The sequence below is a fragment of the Eubacterium sp. CAG:161 genome (genome assembly GCF_000432355.1).
Classification (GTDB): domain Bacteria; phylum Bacillota; class Clostridia; order Lachnospirales; family Lachnospiraceae; genus Eubacterium_G; species Eubacterium_G segne.
Genome location: NZ_HF991871.1, coordinates 46,073 through 69,675, shown reverse-complemented (window position 1 = coordinate 69,675; position 23,603 = coordinate 46,073). Strand labels below are relative to the sequence as shown.

General features: G+C 34.4%; 21 protein-coding genes and 1 tRNA gene. 2 read left to right on the top strand and 20 right to left on the bottom strand.

What is annotated here, in order from left to right; all coding sequences use genetic code 11:
• Window positions 1–164: 164 nt before the first annotated feature.
• From coaE to Q5O30_RS06850, 5 genes are all read right to left on the bottom strand, one after another.
• A complete protein-coding gene (coaE, locus tag Q5O30_RS06870; RefSeq protein WP_302674631.1) occupies window positions 165–743 on the bottom strand; it encodes a dephospho-CoA kinase in 579 nt (192 codons plus the stop codon).
• Between the two features lie 19 nt (window positions 744–762).
• Window positions 763–3,411, bottom strand: a complete 2,649-nt coding sequence (polA, locus tag Q5O30_RS06865; protein WP_021953012.1) for a DNA polymerase I — start codon at window positions 3,409–3,411, stop codon at window positions 763–765.
• Between the two features lie 13 nt (window positions 3,412–3,424).
• Window positions 3,425–3,778: a zf-HC2 domain-containing protein gene (locus tag Q5O30_RS06860; RefSeq protein ID WP_021953011.1), complete on the bottom strand. Its 354-nt coding sequence runs from the start codon at window positions 3,776–3,778 to the stop codon at window positions 3,425–3,427.
• 92 nt (window positions 3,779–3,870) lie between these two features.
• Window positions 3,871–6,396, bottom strand: a complete 2,526-nt coding sequence (locus tag Q5O30_RS06855; RefSeq protein WP_021953010.1) for a heavy metal translocating P-type ATPase — start codon at window positions 6,394–6,396, stop codon at window positions 3,871–3,873.
• A 19-nt stretch (window positions 6,397–6,415) separates the two neighbouring features.
• Window positions 6,416–6,715 (bottom strand): metal-sensing transcriptional repressor, encoded by a 300-nt coding sequence (locus Q5O30_RS06850; RefSeq protein WP_021953009.1) that lies wholly within the window; start codon window positions 6,713–6,715, stop codon window positions 6,416–6,418.
• A gap of 124 nt (window positions 6,716–6,839) precedes the next feature.
• Here Q5O30_RS06850 and Q5O30_RS06845 point away from each other — a divergent pair.
• A tRNA-Leu gene (locus Q5O30_RS06845) sits at window positions 6,840–6,921 on the top strand.
• 126 nt (window positions 6,922–7,047) lie between these two features.
• On the opposite strand, the gene Q5O30_RS06840 is transcribed toward Q5O30_RS06845, so the two are convergent.
• The 9 genes from Q5O30_RS06840 to ruvA form a co-directional block, all read right to left on the bottom strand.
• Window positions 7,048–8,649: a chitobiase/beta-hexosaminidase C-terminal domain-containing protein gene (locus Q5O30_RS06840; protein WP_021953008.1), complete on the bottom strand. Its 1,602-nt coding sequence runs from the start codon at window positions 8,647–8,649 to the stop codon at window positions 7,048–7,050.
• A 1-nt stretch (window position 8,650) separates the two neighbouring features.
• Complete coding sequence (locus tag Q5O30_RS06835; protein ID WP_186840411.1) at window positions 8,651–9,280, bottom strand: epoxyqueuosine reductase QueH; 630 nt, start codon at window positions 9,278–9,280, stop codon at window positions 8,651–8,653.
• Window positions 9,281–9,345: 65 nt separating this feature from the next.
• A complete protein-coding gene (locus tag Q5O30_RS06830; protein WP_021953006.1) occupies window positions 9,346–9,768 on the bottom strand; it encodes an NUDIX hydrolase in 423 nt (140 codons plus the stop codon).
• A gap of 78 nt (window positions 9,769–9,846) precedes the next feature.
• Complete coding sequence (locus Q5O30_RS06825; protein ID WP_021953005.1) at window positions 9,847–11,256, bottom strand: penicillin-binding protein 2; 1,410 nt, start codon at window positions 11,254–11,256, stop codon at window positions 9,847–9,849.
• A 10-nt stretch (window positions 11,257–11,266) separates the two neighbouring features.
• Window positions 11,267–12,724, bottom strand: a complete 1,458-nt coding sequence (locus tag Q5O30_RS06820) for an FtsW/RodA/SpoVE family cell cycle protein (RefSeq protein WP_021953004.1) — start codon at window positions 12,722–12,724, stop codon at window positions 11,267–11,269.
• A 9-nt stretch (window positions 12,725–12,733) separates the two neighbouring features.
• Window positions 12,734–14,914 (bottom strand): U32 family peptidase, encoded by a 2,181-nt coding sequence (locus Q5O30_RS06815; RefSeq protein WP_021953003.1) that lies wholly within the window; start codon window positions 14,912–14,914, stop codon window positions 12,734–12,736.
• Window positions 14,915–14,978: 64 nt separating this feature from the next.
• Complete coding sequence (gene zapA / locus Q5O30_RS06810) at window positions 14,979–15,377, bottom strand: cell division protein ZapA (protein ID WP_021953002.1); 399 nt, start codon at window positions 15,375–15,377, stop codon at window positions 14,979–14,981.
• Window positions 15,378–15,505: 128 nt separating this feature from the next.
• The gene (gene ruvB / locus Q5O30_RS06805) at window positions 15,506–16,504 is read right to left on the bottom strand and encodes a Holliday junction branch migration DNA helicase RuvB (RefSeq protein WP_021953001.1); all 999 of its coding nucleotides are present in this window, start codon (window positions 16,502–16,504) and stop codon (window positions 15,506–15,508) included.
• A 12-nt stretch (window positions 16,505–16,516) separates the two neighbouring features.
• Window positions 16,517–17,107 (bottom strand): Holliday junction branch migration protein RuvA, encoded by a 591-nt coding sequence (gene ruvA / locus Q5O30_RS06800; protein ID WP_021953000.1) that lies wholly within the window; start codon window positions 17,105–17,107, stop codon window positions 16,517–16,519.
• 177 nt (window positions 17,108–17,284) lie between these two features.
• Between ruvA and Q5O30_RS06795 the strand changes: the two genes are divergently transcribed.
• Entirely contained in the window at window positions 17,285–18,400 is a 1,116-nt protein-coding gene (locus tag Q5O30_RS06795; RefSeq protein WP_021952999.1) for an FAD:protein FMN transferase, read from the top strand.
• A gap of 13 nt (window positions 18,401–18,413) precedes the next feature.
• Here the strand turns inward: Q5O30_RS06795 and Q5O30_RS06790 are convergent, their stop codons facing one another.
• The 6 genes from Q5O30_RS06790 to Q5O30_RS06765 are packed head-to-tail and all read right to left on the bottom strand — an operon-like array spanning window position 18,414 to window position 23,593.
• A complete protein-coding gene (locus Q5O30_RS06790) occupies window positions 18,414–19,826 on the bottom strand; it encodes a spore germination protein (RefSeq protein ID WP_021952998.1) in 1,413 nt (470 codons plus the stop codon).
• Window positions 19,827–19,884: 58 nt separating this feature from the next.
• Window positions 19,885–20,700, bottom strand: coding sequence for an RnfABCDGE type electron transport complex subunit B (locus Q5O30_RS06785; protein WP_021952997.1), 816 nt, complete (start codon window positions 20,698–20,700; stop codon window positions 19,885–19,887).
• Window positions 20,701–20,710: 10 nt separating this feature from the next.
• On the bottom strand, window positions 20,711–21,286 hold the full coding sequence (locus tag Q5O30_RS06780) for an electron transport complex protein RnfA (RefSeq protein WP_021952996.1): 576 nt from the start codon (window positions 21,284–21,286) through the stop codon (window positions 20,711–20,713).
• The gene (gene rsxE / locus Q5O30_RS06775) at window positions 21,287–21,976 is read right to left on the bottom strand and encodes an electron transport complex subunit RsxE (RefSeq protein WP_021952995.1); all 690 of its coding nucleotides are present in this window, start codon (window positions 21,974–21,976) and stop codon (window positions 21,287–21,289) included.
• Window positions 21,976–22,617, bottom strand: a complete 642-nt coding sequence (locus tag Q5O30_RS06770; RefSeq protein WP_021952994.1) for an FMN-binding protein — start codon at window positions 22,615–22,617, stop codon at window positions 21,976–21,978. The genes rsxE and Q5O30_RS06770 overlap by 1 nt, the downstream gene beginning before the upstream one ends.
• Window position 22,618: 1 nt before the next feature.
• Window positions 22,619–23,593: an RnfABCDGE type electron transport complex subunit D gene (locus tag Q5O30_RS06765; RefSeq protein ID WP_021952993.1), complete on the bottom strand. Its 975-nt coding sequence runs from the start codon at window positions 23,591–23,593 to the stop codon at window positions 22,619–22,621.
• Window positions 23,594–23,603: the final 10 nt, after the last annotated feature.

Here is a 23,603-nt window from a genome sequence, read left to right as displayed (position 1 = left end):
CTCCTTAAATAATATGAATATGGTAGTGCCTCTACCGTGGGTGTTGGCAATTGGTAGGACACATCCTAAAAATGAATTTTAGTCATTTATATTCCTACTCTAAAAAAAGATATGTAGCACGCTACATATCTTAACTCTTATAAGAAAATTAGTCAACAAAAAAATTAACAAATTTCCCTATTCATAATTAAATCAATTTGCTCCATTGTGGATGAAGGAGTTGAGGAATTATCAATATATTCATCGGCATAGAAATTGTACTCATCATCATCCGGCTGACTGTTTATTATATCAATTGCCTTTTGTCTTGAATATCCTCTTGAACTAATAAGTCTTCTTATCCGTTCTTCCCTTTCACAGTAAACAAACCAAAGCTCATGACATCGTTTTTCAATGCCTGAGCCTATAAGGATGGCTGACTCAACTACCGTAACATCAGATTTTGATATATCTATTAAACGGTTAATTTCATCAATTGTTCCCGGATGGGTTATGTTGTTTAACAGGTCTAATTTATCCTTGTCATTAAATACTATTTCAGCCAATTTTGTCCTGTCAATATTACCATTATCATTTACTTCAGGAAAGGTACTTAAAACTTTATGGTATACCTTATGACCCGGTGTCATAATGTCTTTTGCCACTAAATCTGACTTGATAATGTTGGCATTATATTTTTCTTCAAGGTAGTCAAGAACAGTGGATTTACCACTTCCTACACCTCCAATTATTCCAATAATCATATGTTTCTTCTTTCTGTATTTAATGTGCCTCGTCCCAATTGTTGCCTTCTTTAACATCAACATCCAAAGGAACATGTAAATTTGCCGCACCTTCCATGTTTTTAACCAAAATATCCTGTACCGTGGAAATTTCATCTTTGTATGTTTCCACTAGAAGTTCATCATGAACCTGTAAAACAATTCTTGATTTAAGGTTGTTCTTCCTTAATTCTCTTTCCACGTTAATCATGGCAATTTTCATAATATCAGCAGCAGTTCCCTGAATAGGTGAATTCATTGCCACACGTTCGCCAAATTGTCTCTGCATGAAATTTCCGGCTTTTAATTCAGGAATAGGTCTTCTTCTTCCGAACATGGTAGTTGAATATCCTTTTTCCTTTGCTTCCTTAACTGAATTATCCAGATAGTTCTTAATTCCCGGATAACTTTTAAAGTAGTCATCAATATATTTTTCAGCCTCTTTTTTGCTGATTGACAAATCCTGACTTAAGCCAAAGGAACTGATTCCGTATACAATACCAAAATTAACTGCTTTGGCATTGCTACGCTGGGTCTTTGTAACTTCATCTAAAGGCACATGAAATACTAAAGATGCCGTTGCCGCGTGTATGTCCTTTGATTCTCTGTAGGCTTCAATTAAATTTTCATCATCAGACATATGGGCAAGGATTCTAAGTTCAATCTGAGAATAATCTGCATCTAAAAATACACAATCATCCTTTGGAACAAAGACTTTTCTTATTTCCCGTCCTAAAGCCATTCTTACAGGAATGTTTTGAAGATTAGGCTCAGTGGAGCTGATTCTTCCTGTGGCTGTTATGGTTTGATTAAATTTACCGTGAATACGGCTGTCGTCTCCAATATACACTGCCAAACCATCAGCATATGTGGATTTAAGCTTTGTAAGCTGTCTGTATTCAAGAATCTTTCTTACAAAAGGATACTCCGGCTCTAATTTCTCAAGAACTGATGCTGAGGTAGAATATCCTGTTTTGGTTTTCTTACCACCGGGAAGACCCATTTCTCCAAAAAGAATTTCTCCTAACTGTTTAGGGGAATTAATATTAAAATCATGACCTGCTTCGTCATATATTTCCTTTTCAAGAATTTTAATGTCTCCGTTTAATCTGTTGCCATATTCCTTTAGTTCTTCCGGTTTAATCATAATTCCACATTTTTCCATAGAATATAAGGCATAAGTTAATGGAATTTCAATATTGCTATATACATCCCACATATCTGTTTCAATTAGCTTTGACTTTAAAACATCATAAGCCTTATAATTTACAAGGGCATTGTAGCAGCAATAATTAATAACGTTTTCTTCTATTTCATAAGGTGATACCTCACCTTTTTTTACTTTAGGAAAAATTTCTTCCATAGACGGTAATGTAATTCCTAAATAATCCCTTGCAATATCGTCGTAAAGATATGTGTTAGATAAAGGATTAATAAGGTATGCCGCTATTTCCACATCAAAAAGATTAGAATTTTTGTCATTTTCTAAAATAGTTTTATTAAATATATCGTTATTTTCTTTTATATTGGCAACAGAAATTATGCAATTGGAATTTACAATATCCCTGATATGGAATATAAGATATTCTTTAGTAATAAATCCAAAAACAGGTAAAAAGTAAACTGCATCATCTTCTTTACATATGGAAATACCTGTAATGTCATTGTTTCCATAAATATAAAGTCCTATTTTATCTGCTGCTTTAAGGTTATTAAATAATTCTTCAGCTTTATCAGGCTGGGAAATTTTAACAAAGGAATCCTCATATTTGTTTTCTAAGGTAACTCCTGAAAATCTCGGAATCATGCTTTTAAATTCCAGGTGTTTTATCATATCTAATGCATCGGCAGTGTATATATCTTTAAATACACAATCCTCAATCTTAGTTTCAACAGGTGATTTCCTGTTAATTGTGGCAAGAACCTTACTCATTTGTGCCATGTCGTAATGCTCTAATAACGCAGTTTTATTACGCTTGTTACTGATTTCTTCTGCGTGTTCATAGGCATTTTCAATAGAACCAAACTGTTCAATAATGGTTGTGGCACCCTTTTCGCCAATTCCCGGAACCCCCGGTATATTATCGGAAGAATCTCCCATTAATGCCTTAACATCAATAAATTCAACAGGAGTAACCTTATAAAGCTCTTTTACTTCTTCTGTTTTATATTTTTCAACGGTAGTCTGTCCCTTTTTTGTTTTAGGGATGCATATCATAACTTTGTCAGAGGCTAGCTGAAGCAAATCCCTGTCTCCTGAAAATACACATACATCCATTCCTGCATCTTCCCCTATTTTGGACATGGTTCCAATAACATCATCAGCTTCAAATCCCGGCAACTCTATGGTTGTTATATTCATTTTGTGCAGTAATTCCTTAATAACCGGTACCTGTTCTCTAAGTTCAGGAAGCATAGGCTTTCTTGTGCCTTTATAATCCTTAAACATTTCATGTCGGAATGTAAGCTGGTGTACATCAAAAGCTATAGCCAGATAATCCGGCTTTTCATCATCAATTAATTTAAATAATATATTTAAGAAACCAAATACTGCATTGGTGTGTAATCCTTCTGAATTGGTAAAAAGAGGTACTCCGTAGAATGCCCTGTTTAATATGCTGTGTCCGTCAACTAATACTAATTTACTCATTATGCCTCCAAATTTAAATATAGCCATTTTCGTTTAAATAAACAAAAAGAATTGTACAACAAATCATAAAAAGAAAAATGATTATGGATATTTTTCCGGCTTTTTTCATTGTTTTCTGACGTTGAAAGTATTCATCATAAAAGCTTTTTATATTGTCTAACTCTTCTTCGGTATCCGCACCTTCCTCACTGCCCTCCGGTGCGGGTATATCACCTAAACCTCTGTGGATGGTATAGTAAAGAGAAAGCTCTTCGTTACAACTTTTACATGTTTTTGCATGTTCTAAAAATTCTTTTAAATCGTCAGAATAATCAATTTTATCGAAAATAAAATCATTTATCAATTCCTGAAATCTTGTACAATCCATATAAATTCACCTGTTTTTTCACGTAATTATACTGCTATTATTTTACCAAATACACGATAAATGTAAACAGGCATTTTGTTTAGAAGCATTTTTTATTTAACGGATTTTACTTTATAGTCCTTATCCTCTACTGCTTTTGTCAAAATATCATCACTTACTTCTTTATTAAGAGTTACAACGGCACGGTTCTTTTCATGGCTTACTTCTGCAGCCTCCACGCCATCTACTGCTTCTAAAGCATTTTTAACTGTTGCTTCACAGTGACCACACATCATTCCTTCAATTTCCATTTCTTTTTTTAATGAATTATCCATTTTAATTTCCTCCGTTAAATTAATTTTTGATTTATTTGTTTTTTTGATTTTATAAATATCTTTAAGATTAAGCCTTAAAGCATTGGTAACTACACAAAAGCTTGATAAACTCATGGCAGCTGCACCAAACATAGGATTTAGGGTTATGCCAAACATCGGGTACCATACACCTGCCGCAAGGGGAATACCAATTATGTTGTATATAAATGCCCAGAAAAGGTTTTCATGAATGTTTTGCAAAACCTTTTTACTTAAATTAATTGCAGCAGGTACATCCTTTAAATTACTTTTCATAAGAACGATATCTGCGGCATCAATGGCAATGTCCGTACCGGCTCCAATAGCTACGCCTATGTCTGCCTTAGTGAGGGCAGGGGCATCGTTTATTCCGTCTCCTACCATGAGAGTATTTCCTTTTTGGGATAAATCACTAATTACACGTTCTTTTCCCTGAGGTAAAACACCGGCAATAACATTATCTACACCAGCTATTTTGCCAATTGCCCTTGCAGTGTTTTCGTTATCTCCGGTAATCATTACAACATTAATACCCATATCTTCTAATTCTTTTACTGCATATGCACTTTCATCTTTAATAACGTCGGCAATTGCAATAATTCCAAGAAGCATATTTTCATCAGAAACAAAAACAGGTGTTTTTCCCTGAGTTGCCAGCTCCTTTGATAGGGACAAGGATTTTTCGTCAACGTTGATTTTTTCGGAAATATACCTGGCATTTCCGGCGTAATATATTTTGTCCTGTATTTTTCCTAAAAGTCCGTTACCAATAACTGCACTAAATTCCGTCACGTCAGATTTCTCACAATTGTTCTCTTCACAGTATGCTATTACGGCTTTAGCCAGTGGATGTTCACTTTTACTTTCAAGGGAAAATGCAATATTTAAAAGATTTTCCTTTGATGTATCGCTGGTTGTGAAAACATCTGTAATCTGAGGCTTTCCTGATGTAATGGTTCCTGTTTTGTCTAAAGCAACTATTTTGGTTTTGCCTGTATTTTCAAGGGCTGTGGCGTTTTTAAATAAAATACCGCTTTTAGCACCAATTCCATTACCAACCATTATTGCCACAGGTGTTGCAAGTCCTAAAGCACAGGGACAACTGATTACAAGAACTGAAATACCCCTTGCTAAGGCAAATCCAATGTTTTTTCCTGCAATAAGCCATACAATAATAGTTACTAGGGCAATGGCAATAACAACAGGAACAAAAATTCCTGATACTTTATCTGCAATTTTGGCAATTGGTGCCTTAGATGAAGCTGCTTCACTAACCATATTGATTATTTGGGAAAGAGTCGTATCTTCACCTACTCTTTTGGCACGGCATTTTAAAAAGCCTGAACGGTTAATTGTTGCAGAAGTAACTTCCGAACCTGATGTTTTATCAACAGGTATACTTTCACCGGTAATTGCCGATTCGTCTACTGCACTTTCACCTTCAATTACAATTCCGTCAACAGGAATACTCTCACCCGGTCTTACTACAAATATACATCCTTTTTCTACCTGCTCAATGGATACGGTTTCCACATATTCATTTCCATTTTCATCTGTTTTTATAATTGTAGCTGTTTTAGGAGCTAAGTCCATAAGACCTTTAAGCGCGTTGGTGGTTTTTCCCTTAGAATAGGATTCCAGCATTTTTCCAACGGTAATAAGGGTAACAATCATTGCAGCAGATTCAAAGTAGAAATCATGCATATAAGTCATAACCAAATCATTGTTATTTTTCATTACTGCATCAGTCATTAAAAATAGTATGCATGTACTGTAAATAAAGGATGCACCGGCACCAAGGGCAACTAAAGTATCCATGTTAGGGGATTTATTTATTACACCTTTTATTCCGTTAATAAAGAATTTCTGGTTAATTACCAGAATAAATAAAGTAATAAGCAACTGTATAAGTCCCATTGCCACGTGATTATCTGAAATAACTGCCGGGAGTGGCCAGCCAAACATCATATGCCCCATTGATATATACATAAGGGGAATAAGTAATACCAAAGAGGCAATCAGCCTTTTTTTGATTAATGGTGTCTGGGTATCTTCAATAGATGTTGAGTCGGATTTTGAACGTTTTCCACCGGCGGATGATATTCCGTAACCTGCTTTTTTTACTGCATCAAAAATATCCTTTTCATTGACATTTCCTTCAACCTGCATGGAATTAGTTAAAAGACTGACAGAGACACTATCAACACCTGCTACCTTTGATACTGCTTTTTCAACACGATTTTGGCATGCGGCACAACTCATGCCGGTTATGTTATACTTGTTCATTGTCTACCTCCATACGCATTTATTTCATTAGTTTTTGAATTGTGGTAACTAATTCATCAACCACTTCCATATTTCCTGCCTTAATATTATCTGCCACACAGGTGGAAATATGGTTTGATAATAGAATTTTATTAAAACTGTTTAAGGCTGCTGTAATGGCACTAACCTGAATTAACACATCAGTACAATAGGCATCATTTTCAATCATTTTCTTAACGCCCCTCACCTGACCTTCAATTCGGTTTAAACGGTTTATTAAATCCTTATATTCTTTATCTTCTCTTATTTTAGTTTTTGCACAACAGCATTCTTTATCCATAATTAATCTCCCATTGATTTTCTATGAATTAAATTATATACCCCTATAGGGTATCTGTCAAGAAAAGTTTTTGAATATTTCTATTGACAATAACAGGTTATAATGATAAACTTTTTATTGCTATGCGGATGTGGCGGAATGGCAGACGCAGCAGACTCAAAATCTGCCGCCCATAAAGCGTGCGGGTTCAAGTCCCGCCATCCGCACTTTTTATTTAATAATAATTATTATAGTCATCGGATAATCCGGTGATTTTTTTATTTAACGGAAATTAATGGCAAAAAAATAAAACCGGAAGATGTAATGTAGTATTACATTTCCCGGTTTTGCTTTTATTCTTCTGTTGTTGTATTTTCGCCGTTATCAGATGACAGTGAATAGGAATCACCACTACCTACTGCCTTACTGCTTGTCCCGTTTTCACAGGAAACAGCATATGTTTCTGAGGACTTTCGTCCACCTTTAGATGTTTCAATATCACATGTAATAATGTAATAATCCTGCTTATTAATTTCTATTGTTTTTTCATAGTTAAAATATGCCACATCACCGTTTTTAAAGGTTCCATCAGAATTTTCCAGTTTGCCGGAAGATACTAAACTGTTGGCAAGAGAATTAACTGCCTCATCATAAGAAATCTTAGTAGGCTGATAATTGTATGCTCTTGTAACTACGTTACTGACTACTCCCTCATCATCTATTGCTACAAAATAGTAAACGTTATTTCCCTTAGGAATTTTTATTTCTTTTTTGTAAACCTTAGAGTCTTTAGTAGGCATTGTACCGTCTGTTGTGTAATATACCTTGCATCCCTCCGGTACGGTAACAGATATTTTTTGCTCAGATGTATAATTTCCACTTTGTGGCTCAACCTGTGGTGCATCTACCTTTTTGAAATCCAAAATATATTTAGCAGTCATTTCCTTACTGGATTTACCGTTTTTGTCAATGGAATATGCACGTAAGGTAAATGTGCCTTCCTCTTCTAATTTTACCGGTGTAATATATTCCTTCTTAGTTGAACTTTCCTTAGGGTTACTTCCGTCAATGGTATAGTATATTTTAACGCCTTCTTCTGCTTCTAAGCTTATTTCAAGAGGCTTATCATAAGTTCCTTCATCAACGCCGACAACAGGTATTGTACCATCAAAGTTTTTTAACTTTTCCTGAAGGTTAGATGGTGCAGAATTAATAAGGGGCTGAATTTTGTTCTCCATGTCGTTATTTTGATAAAGAACAATTAAATCCTCGTAATAATTAATGTTTGTATCATCTGTGTCAATTAAAAGCTCTAAATATTTAATTTCTTCCTGATCATAGCCGCCAATTATCTCGTCTATTGTATATACCATTTCATATGCTTTAATTTTCTGCTCCTTGGTAAAGGCATTGTTTGATGCATTTATAAACTGAGTTTTGGCATCCTTGTAATTCTTTTCCGTATAGTATTTATTACCAATGGAATAGTATCTGTTGTATTTCTTAGTCATAGTAGATTCTTTAATGGCAAGAGTAACAAATACTGACGCCGTAACTAATACAATGGCAACAACTGCAATTATTGCTATTTTTTCCTTGGAACTTTTCTTTGATTTTTTTGTTTTCATGTTGTTACTAACATTGCCTGTACTTTGGTAAACAGCCTTGGAATTGACTTTTTTTACCTCGCGGCTTTCTTTATGCTGCTTTATTTTCTCCTGTGCCGGAGCAGACTTAGACTCTGATTTTGTGCTTTCATGCTCTCTTGCATAGTCTTTTTTATTTAAGTTAGTGCTTTCCGGCTCTTTTGAAGAAATTCCACCTAAAATATTTTCAAAGGTATTATCAGGGGGAGTTGTAACTATATCATTTTCAAAAGAATTGATTTTTGTACCACATTTTGTACAAAACATCTGATTCTCATCACATTCACTTCCGCAATTTGGACAAATCATATTATTCTTCCTTTCTTAGGGATTCACGTTTGGAAAAAACGCATCCGCAATAATTCTGTCTATACAAGTTATATTCCTTTGACAGTTCTATAGAACGTTTATATCCTTCTTTCTTTTTAAAATCAGAAAACAAATAAGGTATATTGTATTTATCTGATAATTCTTTTCCGATTTCGTTTAATTTAGCTGAATTTTTTAAGGGGCTGATGGATAATGTAGTTGTAAAGTAATCATAGTTTTTATTAGAAGCTATAGTAGCTGTTTTTTCTAATCTAAGTCTATAACACTTAAAACAACGGGCTCCACCTTCTAAACAATCCTCTAATCCCGTTACATTATTAAAAAATTCTTCCGGGCAGTAGTCACAAACTTTTACATCCACTTTGTTTATAAATTTTTTTTCACTAATAAACCTTCTTAGTTCCCGGGCTCTATGGTTATATTCTGACACACCGTCAATGTTAGGGTTATAGAATAATGCAGTAATATCAAAATATTGAGTTAAATATTCTAATACATAGCTGCTACATGGAGCACAGCACACATGAAGTAAAAGACGTGGTACTTTGCCAGCCTTTGTAATTATATTTAGTTCTTTTTCTAATTCCTTCTGATAATTTATTTTATTCATAATACACAATACATTCATGCTTCAAAAAAGACAGGAATAAGCCTGTCCTTTTTAAGTCATAAACACTATTTAATTAATGACTTACTCATTAAATATGCTTTTTCTAATATATTTTTCTCATTCGGAAATTTTAGCAAGTGATATGCTTCAATATATTTATAATATCCCGAATCATAGAAAAACTCTTCACGTTGTGGTTTGCTATAATAACTGTCTGCTGTCATTAAATACCAGTATACTTCTTTATTGACTGTACCTGAAGGTGTATTGAAAGAATATTCGCTTTTATCGATATAGTCTATAATCTTTCCGGTCACACCTGTTTCTTCCCGTACTTCCCTGATGGCAGTTTCCCGGTGATTTTCACCTTTTTCAACGGTACCTTTTGGTAAAACCCATCCTTCGTATCTGTTTCGATAGTTTTTATATAACAGTAAAATCTTCTTACGATATATAACCACACCGCCACAACTAACCGCTTTTTCCATTGCGATTCCTCCTGTCTGTTAGTGTGCGCTTAGTGTAAGTATACAGTATGAACCAATGCATTTCAAGACAACCATGAATTATTTTTTATCAAAATAAGAGTCAAAAATTTCCTTTACACAATTAACGGCGGAATTGCTGCCCTCCGGCATATTTTCAATAACAACTGCAATGGCAATTTTTCTCTTTCCTTTTTTGGCATACCCAACAAACCATGAGTTGACATTATCTTTTTTGTCAACTTCTGCAGTTCCGGTTTTTCCGTAGGCACTGTAATCTGAATTTGCCATAATACGCCCTGTTCCGTATTCACAAACAGCAGCCATATATTCCTGAAGCTGTTTTGCCTCGGCTTTAGTCATTAGTGTTTTGTATTTTTCCTGTTTTGTGTAACTTACAACATTTCCACTACTGCTTTCAATATGGTCAACAATGTAAGGCTTCATTAAAACTCCGTCATTGGCAATGGCTGATGCAATCATAGCCATATGTGCCGGTGATATGGTAGTTTTTCCCTGACCAATACTGGTTTGGGTAATATCAAATTCAGTGGAATCCTTATCCAGTGGAAAAACACTTTGGTTGTAATCCATGTCCAAAGGAAGCTTCTGATTAAACATTAAATCTTCTGCTGTTTTCTTAAATTTACTTACCTTTAAACTGTTACCAATAGTTGAAAAGGCACTGTTGCAGGAATAAGCAAAGGCATCTTTTAATGTTTCACTTCCATGGGAATTACCGTTAAAACATTTAATGGAAAATCCACCAAAATTTGCCTGACCATAACAATTATAACTAAAATCATTATAATTTTTATTTTCTCTCATATATTCAAGAGTTGTTAAAATCTTAAATATTGAGCCCGGAATATACTTTCCCTGGGTGGCACGGTTTACAAGTCTTGAATCATTTGGGTCATTGGCAATCTGATCCCATATATCGTTTATTGTTGAAGGATCATATGAAGGAAGAGATACCATTGAGTAAATCTCTCCTGTTGTAGGATTCATTACAAAAGCCGCACCTTTATATCCCTTTAAACTGTTATAAGCTGTCTTTTGAATATTAACACTTAAGGTTGTATGCACGTCACAACCTTTCTCAGTGTTATCGGTAAAATCATCTACAATTTTTGAAATTACATTGGTCTGGGATGAAAGCAAATCATAGTTGCACATCTTTTCAAGACCATATTTACCATGGGTGGTTATACCTATGGCATGGGAGAAAACATTTCCATAAGGGTATTCTCTTGTGTCATCGGTTAAATCACTTTCAGTATTTTTAGTGTCAGTATAGGCAAGCTTCTTGCCGTTTTTGCTGTAAATAGTTCCCCTTATAACCGTTGATGACTGACTGTCAATTCTGTGATTATATGGATTATTTAATATATCGTGGCTGTCTACTACAACAAAGTAAAGGTAATAACCTATCATAAATAAAAATATAAAGGAGATTACAAAGGTTGTAATTTTAGCCTGTTTATTCATTTTTTTTCGCTCAATGCCTGTTGATTCTGATTTCCTGCGTGTTGTGCGGCGATTTCCTGATTTTTGCCGTGTTTCTTGTTGCAACATTTCCTGTTCCCTCCATTGGCACTTTTCTTCTAACCGGTTTCTTTGCCGTAGTTGTACCTACTATGGCAAGTCCCTGAATTATGGCAAAGACAATTAATGTACTAAGTATTGAACTGCCACCATAACTTATAAGTGGTAGAGTTACTCCTGTTGAAGGAATCATTTTTATGGCACCTCCAACGGTTACAATTATCTGAACTGCGTACTGTATTCCAAGTCCAACACATACTAATTTGTTAAACAGACTTACCTGCTGCATTCCCGTATTTAAAAATGCAACAAAGCAACTTAAACATACTAAAATAATAAGTACTGCAAAAATTGCTCCAAACTCTTCACCTATGGCTGAAAAAACAAAATCCTGATCCACAACGGGAACATCCGTAGGTCGTCCCTGATATAAACCTGTTCCTGTTAAGCCACCGTTACCTATTGCAAATAAGGATTGGGTTATCTGATAGCCGGTGTCAGCCGGATCAGACCACGGGTTCTGCCATGCAAAAACACGTTCCTGCACATGGTAAAAAATCTTATATGCCGCCACTGATGCAACGGAAAGACCGGTAAAGCCCACAAAAATATAACCGATATTTCTTGTTCCCACATATACCATAAATACATATATCATAAAGAATATTAAGGCACTTCCTAAATCCTTTGATACAACTAATATAATTACGTGGATTCCTGCCATTATGGCTGAAATTACTATCTGGCCGAATTTCGTTGATTTGGCAAGCATTCCAGCTATAAAAAATACAAATATTATTTTGACAAATTCTGACGGTTGGAAAGAAAAACTATTTCCAAATTTAATTGCAAGATTAGCACCGTTATCTTTTTTACCCAATACAAGAACTGATAACAACAATGCAATGCCTACAAAACAATATATCCACGTAAGGGATTTCCACATTTCATATTTGCTCATAAGATATGGCACAATAAGTGATGCTAATGATACTATGGCAACAATTATGAATTGTTTTATACTGTTTTGAAAACGAAGTCTTGCTAAAATTATAAATCCAACAGTTAAAAGCATACACATGTTACTTAAAATTGCTTTATTTATGTTTGGATAAATAATTGGGAAAATTCCCAACACTACTATAAGATAACACAGCTGCGCCCCACCTAAAACAATAATAACAATATCGATATTATCACTAGGGTCTGAAGCCTTTAAACCGGCATAGTGGGAATAAATTGTAAATATTCCCAGCAGATACGTGAGAAAAATAACTGCATTCTGACGTTGAAATATTCCTGCCAGTTTGTAGGGATTCTTGCATCTTAAGGCGCTGAAACATTCCCATGTGTAAAATAGCATTAACAAAATAAATAAATATTTAGTTACTACAACAATAAAAGTACCCATTTTTCTTTTCTACATTACTCCTCTGTTAAAATGTCCTCTTGTGGTAGTGTCATCTGCCACAACAGGTATCTTTCTGATAAAGGCATCTTCTGCCATTGACAATATATTATCTGTTTCCTTCCGTTTCTCAATGGTGAGATTTATTCGTACACTTTTTAAATTAAGACCTTCTATGTCTTTTTCATATTTAAAAAGTGATAAAGGCTTACAATTATACATAACATTATAACAATATTTACATACACATCTGGTTACAAATTCATTTTTTTTTGAATCTTTTAGTGTGTATACAGTGTTATTATGTGTGCATTTATCTGTTGTTTTTATGCAGCATCCTGCTGAAATCATTACAGGCATATATCCATAAACAATAAATTCCTCATTATTGCATTTTCGTGCTTTCAACTGTCTTAAATTAAGCTCAGCCGGTACTGTAGTTACAACATTGTAATTATTTACATAAAAATTTTTGGCATAACCGTTATAGGAATAAACGTTATAGTCAAAAATGTATTCAGCTTCCGGATAATTTTCATGTAAGAAATAATATTGTTCTAAATTTCTTATAAGGAAACCGTCTATACATGTTTCGTTGTCTAATGTATCCTTATATTCCTGCAAAAATATATCCATATCCTTTAAACGACTTACATAAGGCATGGCAATGTATACCTGCCTATGTTTTTCATTTATAAAATCAAATGCTCTTTTTATTCCTTTTTCATCGAAAAACTGAAGTTCAATATAAATTTTATTTATAAATTCTTTTGAAACAGCAACCTGTAATTGCTCATAAGTGCTTACCGATACATTAATACACATATCACCATGGTAATTATCTTTTCTAACAGATACCCATTCATTATCTTTATCTGAATTGCCATAGATATTTCTTTTATAAGAAGATAAAATCTCCTGATATATTAACTCTAAAAGCTGTCGTCTGACATTTTTTATTTCACCCACAGTTAAAAATAAACCATCATCTAAATCTAAAAACACAGGATTAAAACTAAAATCGGTATCACCTGTTTTTAAAACCTGCTTTAATATTGTATCCTTGTCTATCGGGCGTTTCTGTGCCTTGTCAGGAATTAAGCCATAGGCTGTTATCTCCTTTCCATATACATTTGCACATATGGTAAAAGGCTTATTATTCTTACAGATTATTTTTACATCAAAGGTTTCCTTTAGCTTTTTGCCAATATATTTATTTTTAATATTGGATGTTAAGGCTTCATTTCCACTTCTAAAAGTAGGCTTTTTTAATGAAATCATTTCCTTTCCGTTATGAACCTTATAATAACTTTCATTGAAACCGTTTCTGTTAAACAAATTATATAATATATCTATATCCCGGGAATCGACTTTATAATCGGATTTATTTTTTTGGTATAAATCTATATATTTTCTATATACACTTACAACTCCGGCAATATATTCAGTTTTCTTCATTCTTCCTTCTATCTTAAGGGAATGAACACCTGACTCAATAATATCAGGTAAAATATTCAAAGTACATATATCTTTTGGACTTAAAACATACTTTGAATCCCCCGGATTTAATACTTTTTTGTTCTGTATTACATCATATTCCATTCGGCACGGCTGGGCACATCTTCCACGGTTTCCACTTCTGCCACCTATGTAGCTGCTTAAAAAACACTGTCCTGAATAACAATAACATAGGGCACCGTGAACAAAACACTCTATTTCAATATTTACATTTTCATGAATATCCTTTATTTCTTTAATGGACAATTCCCTTGGAAGAACAACCCTTGTGGCACCAAGTTCTTTTAATTCCTGTGCCGTGCGTTTGCCAAAGATGGTCATCTGTGTGCTGGCGTGAATGTGTAAATCAGGAAAATGTGTTCTGATATAATTAAAAACTCCCATATCCTGCACAATCACTGCATCTAAACCATTTTCATATAATGGAAGAATATAATTATAGAGTTTTTCGTTAATTTCGTCATCACGCAAAAGTGTATTTACAGTTAAATAAAGCTTTCTATTATGTATGTGTGCATAATTAATGGCATCAATTAGCTGCTCTGTTGTCAAATTATCAGCATTTGCTCTTGCACCAAACATTTCGCCACCGGTATATACGGCATCCGCCCCTGCATTAAATGCAGCTATAACACTTTCATAGGAGCCACCCGGTGCTAAAAGTTCAATATCCATGTCACTCTCCAAAACCATCTTTCAAGAAACGACCAGGCTAAACCTGATCGCTATATTCCTTTAATTAATTTTTTAATTCTGTCTGTAATCTTACAATCTCTTTTTCAAGTTCCTTGATTTTATCTAAAGCTTCTTTTAATTCTTTTTCAGTAGCTTCTGCCCTTGAATCTGAGACAATTAATTCGTGCTTTAAATCATAAACTTCTTTTTCTTTGATTTCCAAATCATTTTCTAACAAATCAGCCTGTTTTTTAGCCTTGAAGTAATCATTGGCAATGTTGATTTCAAGTAAGATACGCTGCATATCCATTTTCTGCATACGGTAGTTTTCGTTTTGCTTAAATTCCATAATCATATTGTTTATGTATGAAGCTACCTTTTGTAAATATGCTTCACTTTCAAAACCACCGATATTGTATATTTTTCCATCTATAATTACATCTATATAATTCTTTGATGCCATAATTTTCTCCTAACTGTATAAAATACCTATATAAATACTGCACCTTAAAACTTCAATTATAATATCATAAATTACTGTTATGGTCAAAAGGTATTTGGTGTTATGGGTTTTTGGAAAAGTAATAAATCCTATTGCTCATAAGGAATACCTAAATGTTCATAGGCTGTAGGGGTTGCAATACGACCTCTTGGTGTACGCTGTATTAATCCATTTTGAATAAGGTAAGGCTCGTAAACATCCTCTAGAGTACCTGAATCCTCCCCTAAGGCAGCCGCTAATGTGTCTAAACCTACAGGGCCTCCGGCAAATTTGGAAATAATGGTATCTAAAATACTTCTGTCCCCTCTGTCTAAACCTAATTTGTCCACTTCTAAAAGATTAAGGGCGGTGTTTGCCACATCTTCCGTGATAACGCCGTCATATTTTACCTGGGCAAAATCCCTGACACGTTTTAAAAGGCGGTTGGCAAGTCTCGGAGTTCCTCTAGAACGCCTTGCCATTTCCTCGGCACCTTTATCATCTATTTCCACTCCTAAAATATCGGCGGATCTTATTATAATTTTTTTTAGTTCTGATATATTATAAAATTCTAATTTATTAATAACTCCAAATCTGTCTCTTAAAGGTGCAGTAAGAAGTCCTGCCCTTGTTGTGGCACCGATCAATGTAAATTTTGGTAAATCAAGCCTTATGGAGCGGGCAGCCTGTCCTTTCCCAATCATTATATCAATGGAATAATCTTCCATTGCCGGGTAAAGAACTTCTTCCACCTGTCTGTTTAATCTGTGGATTTCATCAATAAATAAAATATCATTTTCAGATAAGTTATTAAGGATTGCAGCCATTTCTCCCGGCTTTTCAATGGCAGGGCCGGAGGTTACCTTAATATTTACTCCCATTTCGTTGGCAATAATAGTGGAAAGGGTGGTCTTACCCAGTCCCGGAGGACCATAAAGTAACACATGGTCTAAAGGTTCGTTTCTGGTTTTTGCTGCTTCTATGAAAATTTTTAAGTTATTTTTTGCTTTTTCCTGACCAATATACTGGTCTAATTTCCGAGGCCTCAGACCTTTTTCTATAACTGCGTCTTCCGAAACCATTTCTGTTTGAATAATTCTTTTATCCATATTTAATCCTCATTAAAAAACATATTTAAGTGCATTTTTCAGTAAATCTTCCGCATCCATGTTCTTAGCATTTGGCACCTTTTTAATGGCACTGTATGCATCTGATTTGGAGTATCCTAAAGAAACAAGAGCTTCTAGTGCATCATCAAAATCACCCTTTGCTGCCGGAATTTCTTCATAGTCTGTTCCACCGATTACACTATCCATATCAATTTTATCCTTAAGCTCAATAATAATCTTTTGAGCAGTTTTGTTTCCTATACCCTGAGCTTTTGCAATAGCCTTGGCATCTCCTGATATAATGGACATGGCTAGGGCATCACCGGGACATGCAGTTATAATGGCAAGTCCACCCTTAGGTCCTACTCCACTTACTCCAAGAAGCATTTTAAAAAAATTAAGTTCGTCTTTTGAAAGAAAACCATACAGCTGCATGGCATCTTCCTTTACACTTAAATAAGTATATATTTTTAATTCCTCTCCAATACCTATAGTGTCAAGTACATGCCCGGGCATAAAGATTCCGTAACCAATTCCGTTATTATCTATAATTACTTTGTCATTTTCAATATTCTCTACTATACCTTTTATATAAGAAATCATTTTAAATATCCTCATTAACAATAAATCTAATTGTTTCGTAAAATCAGTTATTTGTACGACCACATTATAATAGCATATATCAATTTTTTATACAAATCTATCTTATTTATTATCGAAATTTTAAGATAAATATGCTATATTAAATGAATGAATGAATAATGAATCGGAGATAAATTTATGAAAAAGGACAAACTTAAGAAATATTTAAAATCGTTTGTAATATTTACACTTGTTGCTTCGTTATCAGTATCAATATCAGGATGCAGTAAAAAAGAAGAGTTTCCCCTTTCTCTTACTAACTTTTGTTTTGATACTACTATTACAATTACCATTTATGAATACGCCGGGGAGTCGGAAGCACAGGATATTATAAATGAATGTTTCGGGTTGTGTAATCATTATGATAAAATGTTTAGCACAACAAAAAAAGACAGTGATATTTCAAAAATTAACCAAAGCAAAACGAAGGGCTGCAAAGTTAATCATGTTGTATCGGATGTAATAAAGGACAGTATTAAGTACAGTAAAAAATCAAAAGGAGCATTTGATGTTACAATTGGAGAACTTTCAGATATGTGGAATGTAACAGGGGATAATCCTACAGTTCCTGATGATAAAAAAATTAAAGAAGCCATTAAACATGTAGGCTATAAAAACATAAAGTGTGAAGATGAAAAAGTAACTTTAAAAGATGGTGAAACCCACCTTGATTTAGGAAGTATTGTTAAGGGATTTGTTGCTGACAAACTTAAAAGCTATATGATTTCAGAAGGGGTAAAATCAGGGATAATCGATTTAGGTGGTAACATACTTACCATAGGTGGAAAATCTGATGATGAACCATTTGTAATAGGGATTAAGAATCCTTTTTATAATAATGACATAACACCAACAGTAAATGGTAATGAAGATTACATAAAAAATAACGATGAATATTGTCTTAAACTTGATGTATCAGATAAATCTGTAGTAACGTCAGGAATTTATGAGAGATATTTTAAAAAAGATGACAAAATATATCATCACATACTAGATACTTCTACCGGGTATCCTGTGGATAATGATTTAGCTTCGGTAACTATAATTTCAAATTCATCTGAGGCCGGGGATGCATTAAGTACAACAGCTTTTATTATGGGGCTTAAAGATGGAATGAATCTGATTAATAAAACCCAAAAAACTGAAGCAGTTTTTGTAACTAAAGACGGAAAAATACATATGTCAAAAGGACTTGAACAAACAGAAGATGGTGATGTTATAATAGAAACAACTACTTCATCAGAAAAAGAATGAGACTGGGATGGTCTCATTCTTTCTTTTTTATTGACACCCTGAAAAAACGCAACATAAATTTCTTAAAGTCAAAGGGAAATAAAGGGTATATATAACTTGTCTGGGCTATGGTTCTGTTCAAAGCAATAGTTAGTAATGTGAAAACACATCCTATTATCATTCCCCACAAATTAAATAACTGGGTAAGAATTAATATTATTATCCTTAAAAATTTAATGGAATATGCCAGCTCATAATTTTCATGGGTGAAATTGGCAATGGCAACCACTGCCATGTACAGCATGGTTTGCTGGTTAAACCATCCTGTATTTACTGCAAACTCACCGATTATTATGGCAGCAATTAAACTTAAAGGGGTATTTAATGTGCTGGGAGTATTTATTGCCGCTAATTTTAAACCATCAATAGCAAGCTCTAACAATAAAAGCTGCCAGAAAATGGGGACAAATTGTACATCTGTAATTTTGGTAAATTCAAGCCAGTCCGGTAACAGCCCCGGATTGTTTGCATATAGCAAATAAAGAGGGGTTAAAATTAATGACATAACTGTAATGAAGGCACGGGCAAGTCTTAAATAAGTCCCTGTAATTGGCGGAAAATAATAATCATCTGCTTCTTCTATTACATCAAAAATAGTTGTTGGTAAAATCATTGCGGCAGGGGAATTATCCACTAAAATACATATTTGTCCTTCTAATATTTCAGCAGCCACAGTATCCGGTCTTTCAGTATATCTGAATTTAGGAAACGGATTAAACCAATGACCTTTATGAATACATTCCGAAAGGCTTTCCTGATTCATAGGCAACGCGTCTGTTTTAATATTTTCAATTTGTGATTTTATTCTTTTTAGAAGTTTTTTATCAACCCTATCTTTCATATAACAAAGGGCTATATCCGTTCTGGAACTTTTTCCGGCTCTAAGTATTTCACACATATATTCAGGATTTCTGATTCTCCTTCTTATAAGTGCTGTGTTTAATACTAATGTTTCCACAAAGCCATCCCGTGAACCTCTAAGAACCTTGTATTTTTCAGGCTCCTGAACATTTCTTGCAGGATATTTCCTTACGTCAATTAGCATTGCCTTATCATATCCGTCAATTAACAGGCATACCACTCCTGAAAGAAGCAATGTAAGAACATTATATTTATCGTCATATAAGTCTATTTGTATAAAAGGAATTTTATTATCAGCGAAATCTTCCACCGGTACATTTAAATCGGAAGGCTCAATACCTGTAAAAAACTCCTGGACTTTCTGTATTAAATCATTGTCGCAAAATCCGTTTATATAATACATTACGGCTTTCTTTCCACCAACAATAAAATTACGCTTTAAAATATCAAAGCTTTCATCAATATATAATATTTCATCAAAAGTATTAATGTTTTCAACAATATTTTTATTAATAAATTTTTCCATAAAAAACCTCACACCATTACTAGTGTGAGATTTTTTAGAAAATTTATTCAATTTTTAATTATAGTTTTTCAATAACTTTCTTTGGACACTTTTCGGCACATACACCACATTTTTTACATTTATCCTGCATAATTGTTGCCAGATTATATCCAAAATCAATAGCCTGCACAGGGCAGTTCTTTGCGCATAGTCCACAGCCAATGCAACCTGCACTACAAGCCTGCATTACATCCCTTCCTTTATCGTGGGAACTACATTTAACCATGTATTTAGTATCAGCAGGTATAATTGAAATTAAATTCTTAGGACATGCTGCAACACATTTGCCACAGGCCTTACATTTTTCGCTATCAACTATTGCCTTGCCGTTTACTACGTGTATGGCATCAAATTCACAGGCTTTTACACAGCTTCCAAGTCCTAAACAGCCATAACTACAGGCTTTTGCACCTCCACCGGGAATGTTTGCAGCATCCTGACATGACATATTTCCATAATAGTTATATTTATCTTTGGCTTTTTCACAGTCACCGGAACAGGCAACATAAGCCACTTTTTTAACTACGTTAGCTTCAACTCCCATTATGTCTGCTATTATCTTTGCAGTGCTTTCGCCACCTACAGGACAGGCTGACGGATCACATTCTCCTTTGGCAATGGCTGATGCTAAGGCATCACATCCGGCATATCCACAACCACCGCAATTGTTACCGGGTAATGCTTCTCTTATGGCAACTTCTTTTTCATCTACTTCTACTGATAAGAATTTGCCGGCAATACCCAGTGCTATACCAATAATCAAACCTACGCCACCAACAATGGCAACGGCATATAAAATTCCTGTCATTGTTGTACTTAATGCTAAAATTTCCATATATGCCTCCTTATACAACACCGGTAAATCCGGTAAATGCTATAGCCATAAGTCCTGCTGAAATAAGTACAATAGGTGTACCTCTAAAAGGTTTTGGAATATTATTGTTTTCTGATTTTTCTCTTATTCCTGCAAGAATTACAATTGAGATTAAAAATCCAAAGGATGTACCAAAGGAACATGCCATGCTTTCACCAAAATTATAACCGTTATCTATATTTGAAATTGCTACACCAAGTACGGCACAGTTGGTTGTAATTAAAGGTAAATACACTCCAAGTGCCTCATATAACGGCTTAACAAATTTCTTTAATATCATTTCAACTAACTGAACTAAAGCTGCAATTACAAGAATAAATACAATGGTTTGTAAGTATTCAAGATTAAGGGGTGTAAGAATAGCGTAATAAACACCATAGGTAACTGCTGATGCAATCATAATTACAAAGATTACTGCAGCTCCCATTCCCGCAGCAGTATCAGTTTTTTTAGAAACCCCAAGGAATGGACACAAACCTAAAAACTGACTTAATACAACGTTATTTACCAGTGCAGCTCCCACTGCAATTAACATACAATTAACCATTTATGCCTCCTCCTTTTCATCTTTAGTGCAATTGGTAAAATCACTGCCACAGCCTGTGCATCCTGCACACCCCTGTTCACACTGGAGTTTTCGTGGCTTCTTTCCATGGCTGATTCTTATCTGGTTCTGAATGGCAATAAGGGCAGCTAAAATAAAGAATGCTCCCGGTGCCATAACGAAAATACCTATACCGTCCCATCTAGGAATATTAATTCCAAGAATAGTTCCTGCACCAATTATTTCTCTAAAGCCTCCAAGAAGTGACAAGGCTATTGTAAATCCAAGTCCCATTCCCAAGCCGTCAAATAATGCCGGTATAGGAGGATTTTTTGAAGCATAGCTTTCTGCTCTTCCTAAAATAATACAGTTAACAACAATCAGTGGTATGTAAATCCCAAGAGACTGGTTAAGAGATGGAAGATATGCTTCAAGAAGAAACTGTAATATAGTTACAAAACTAGCTACAATAACAATAAATGCCGGTACTCTCACTCCGTTAGGAATGACTTTTCTAAGAAGTGAAATCACGAAGTTTGACAAAACAAGAACTGCCATTGTACTAAGTCCCATTCCTGCTCCGTTTATCACGGAAGATGTAACAGCCAGTGTCGGACACATTCCAAGAATAAGAACAAAAGTAGGATTTTCCTTAATAATACCGTTATATAAACGCTCAACACATCTGTTCATTAATTAGCACCTCCTGTAATATTTTTCACACAGGCAATTGCAGCATTTACACCATGTGTTACCGCATTTGTGGTTATTGTTGCACTGCTTATGGCATTAATTTCATTATCAGCAGAAGTTCCTGCCTTATTATATTTGAAATAATCAACTTTTTTGTTTTTAAACTGGGACATAAATGAATCTTCTTTCGCTTTCATTCCAAGTCCCGGTGTTTCACTTAATGAAAGGAACGAAATTCCAGTAACGGTTCCGTCTGTTTTTATGCCTACCGTAATTTGAAGGGAACTGCCATAAGCTTCATTATCCGTAACCGTAACAATATATCCTAAATCATTACCGCTATCATCTGTTGCTTTAACAACATTATCAATGGTGGCATTATAAGCCTTAATTGTGGAAATTCCATTTTCCTTTTCAGTGTTTTTGATTTCCTTAGAAATGGTGTCATTTAATTTTGAATCAAAATCCACAGTATCATATTTAGAAAGTCCCGGCATTACGGCTTCATAGGCCTCAACCATGGTCTTTTCTTCCTGCTTTGCCCTTGCATCTGATGTAACATTGTAAACAAAGCCAAGTCCCAAACCGGAAATTAAAGTTATAACAAATAATATTAATGTATCTTTAATTATTTTGTTCATATTATCTGCCTCCCTTCTGTTTTACAATACCAAAAGCTCTAGGTATTGTATATTTTTCAATAAGAGGAACAAGAAGGTTACAGAATATAATGGCAAAAGATACACCTTCTGCATTTGCTCCAAAAGTTCTGAATATAGCAGTTAAAAGTCCAAGACATATGCCATAAATATACCTGCCACCCTTTGTAATAGGTGATGTAACATAATCAGTTGCCATAAAGAAGGCACCAAATATTAAACCGCCACCGCAAAGCTGCTGGGCTAAAAATACAGGGTCAGATGACTGATTAAATAACATAATACATACAGCAAATACAGCAATATATGTAAGAGGTATTCTTACGTCAATTATTTTTCTGATAACTAAGTAAGCTGCACCAATTAAAAGTGCAATAATACTTGTTTCACCAATGGTTCCTGCATGATTACCGATAAACATGTCGATAAGTGATGCAGAGCTTCCACCTGCATTTTTTAATGCTGTAAGTGGTGTTGCACTGGTGGCAGCATCAATTCCCTTAACATCCTTAGGATAAAATGCTGTCATGTCACCGGCAAAGGATAAAACAAGGAAACATCTAGCACCTAATGCCGGGTTCATAAAGTTTTGACCTAAACCACCAAAAAGCTGTTTTACAATAATTATTGCAAAAGCTCCACCTAATGCCGCTTTCCAATATGGAAACGTGCATGGTAAATTAAGCGCCAGTATCATACCTGTTACTACGGCACTTAAATCAAAAATCGTTATTTTCTGATCTGTTATTGTTGTGTAAATATATTCCGCCGCAACACAGGAAATAACTGTAATTAATATAAGTAATGCTGAATGAATGCCATATTTGATTCCAAAAAGATTGGTATAGTTATATATGCCAAAAGCTGATGTAGGAATCATGGCAATAATAACATCTCTCATTATACTTTTGGTTGTCATTTTAGCCTTTACGTGAGGGCTTGATGATACGTTATACATTATTTGTCAC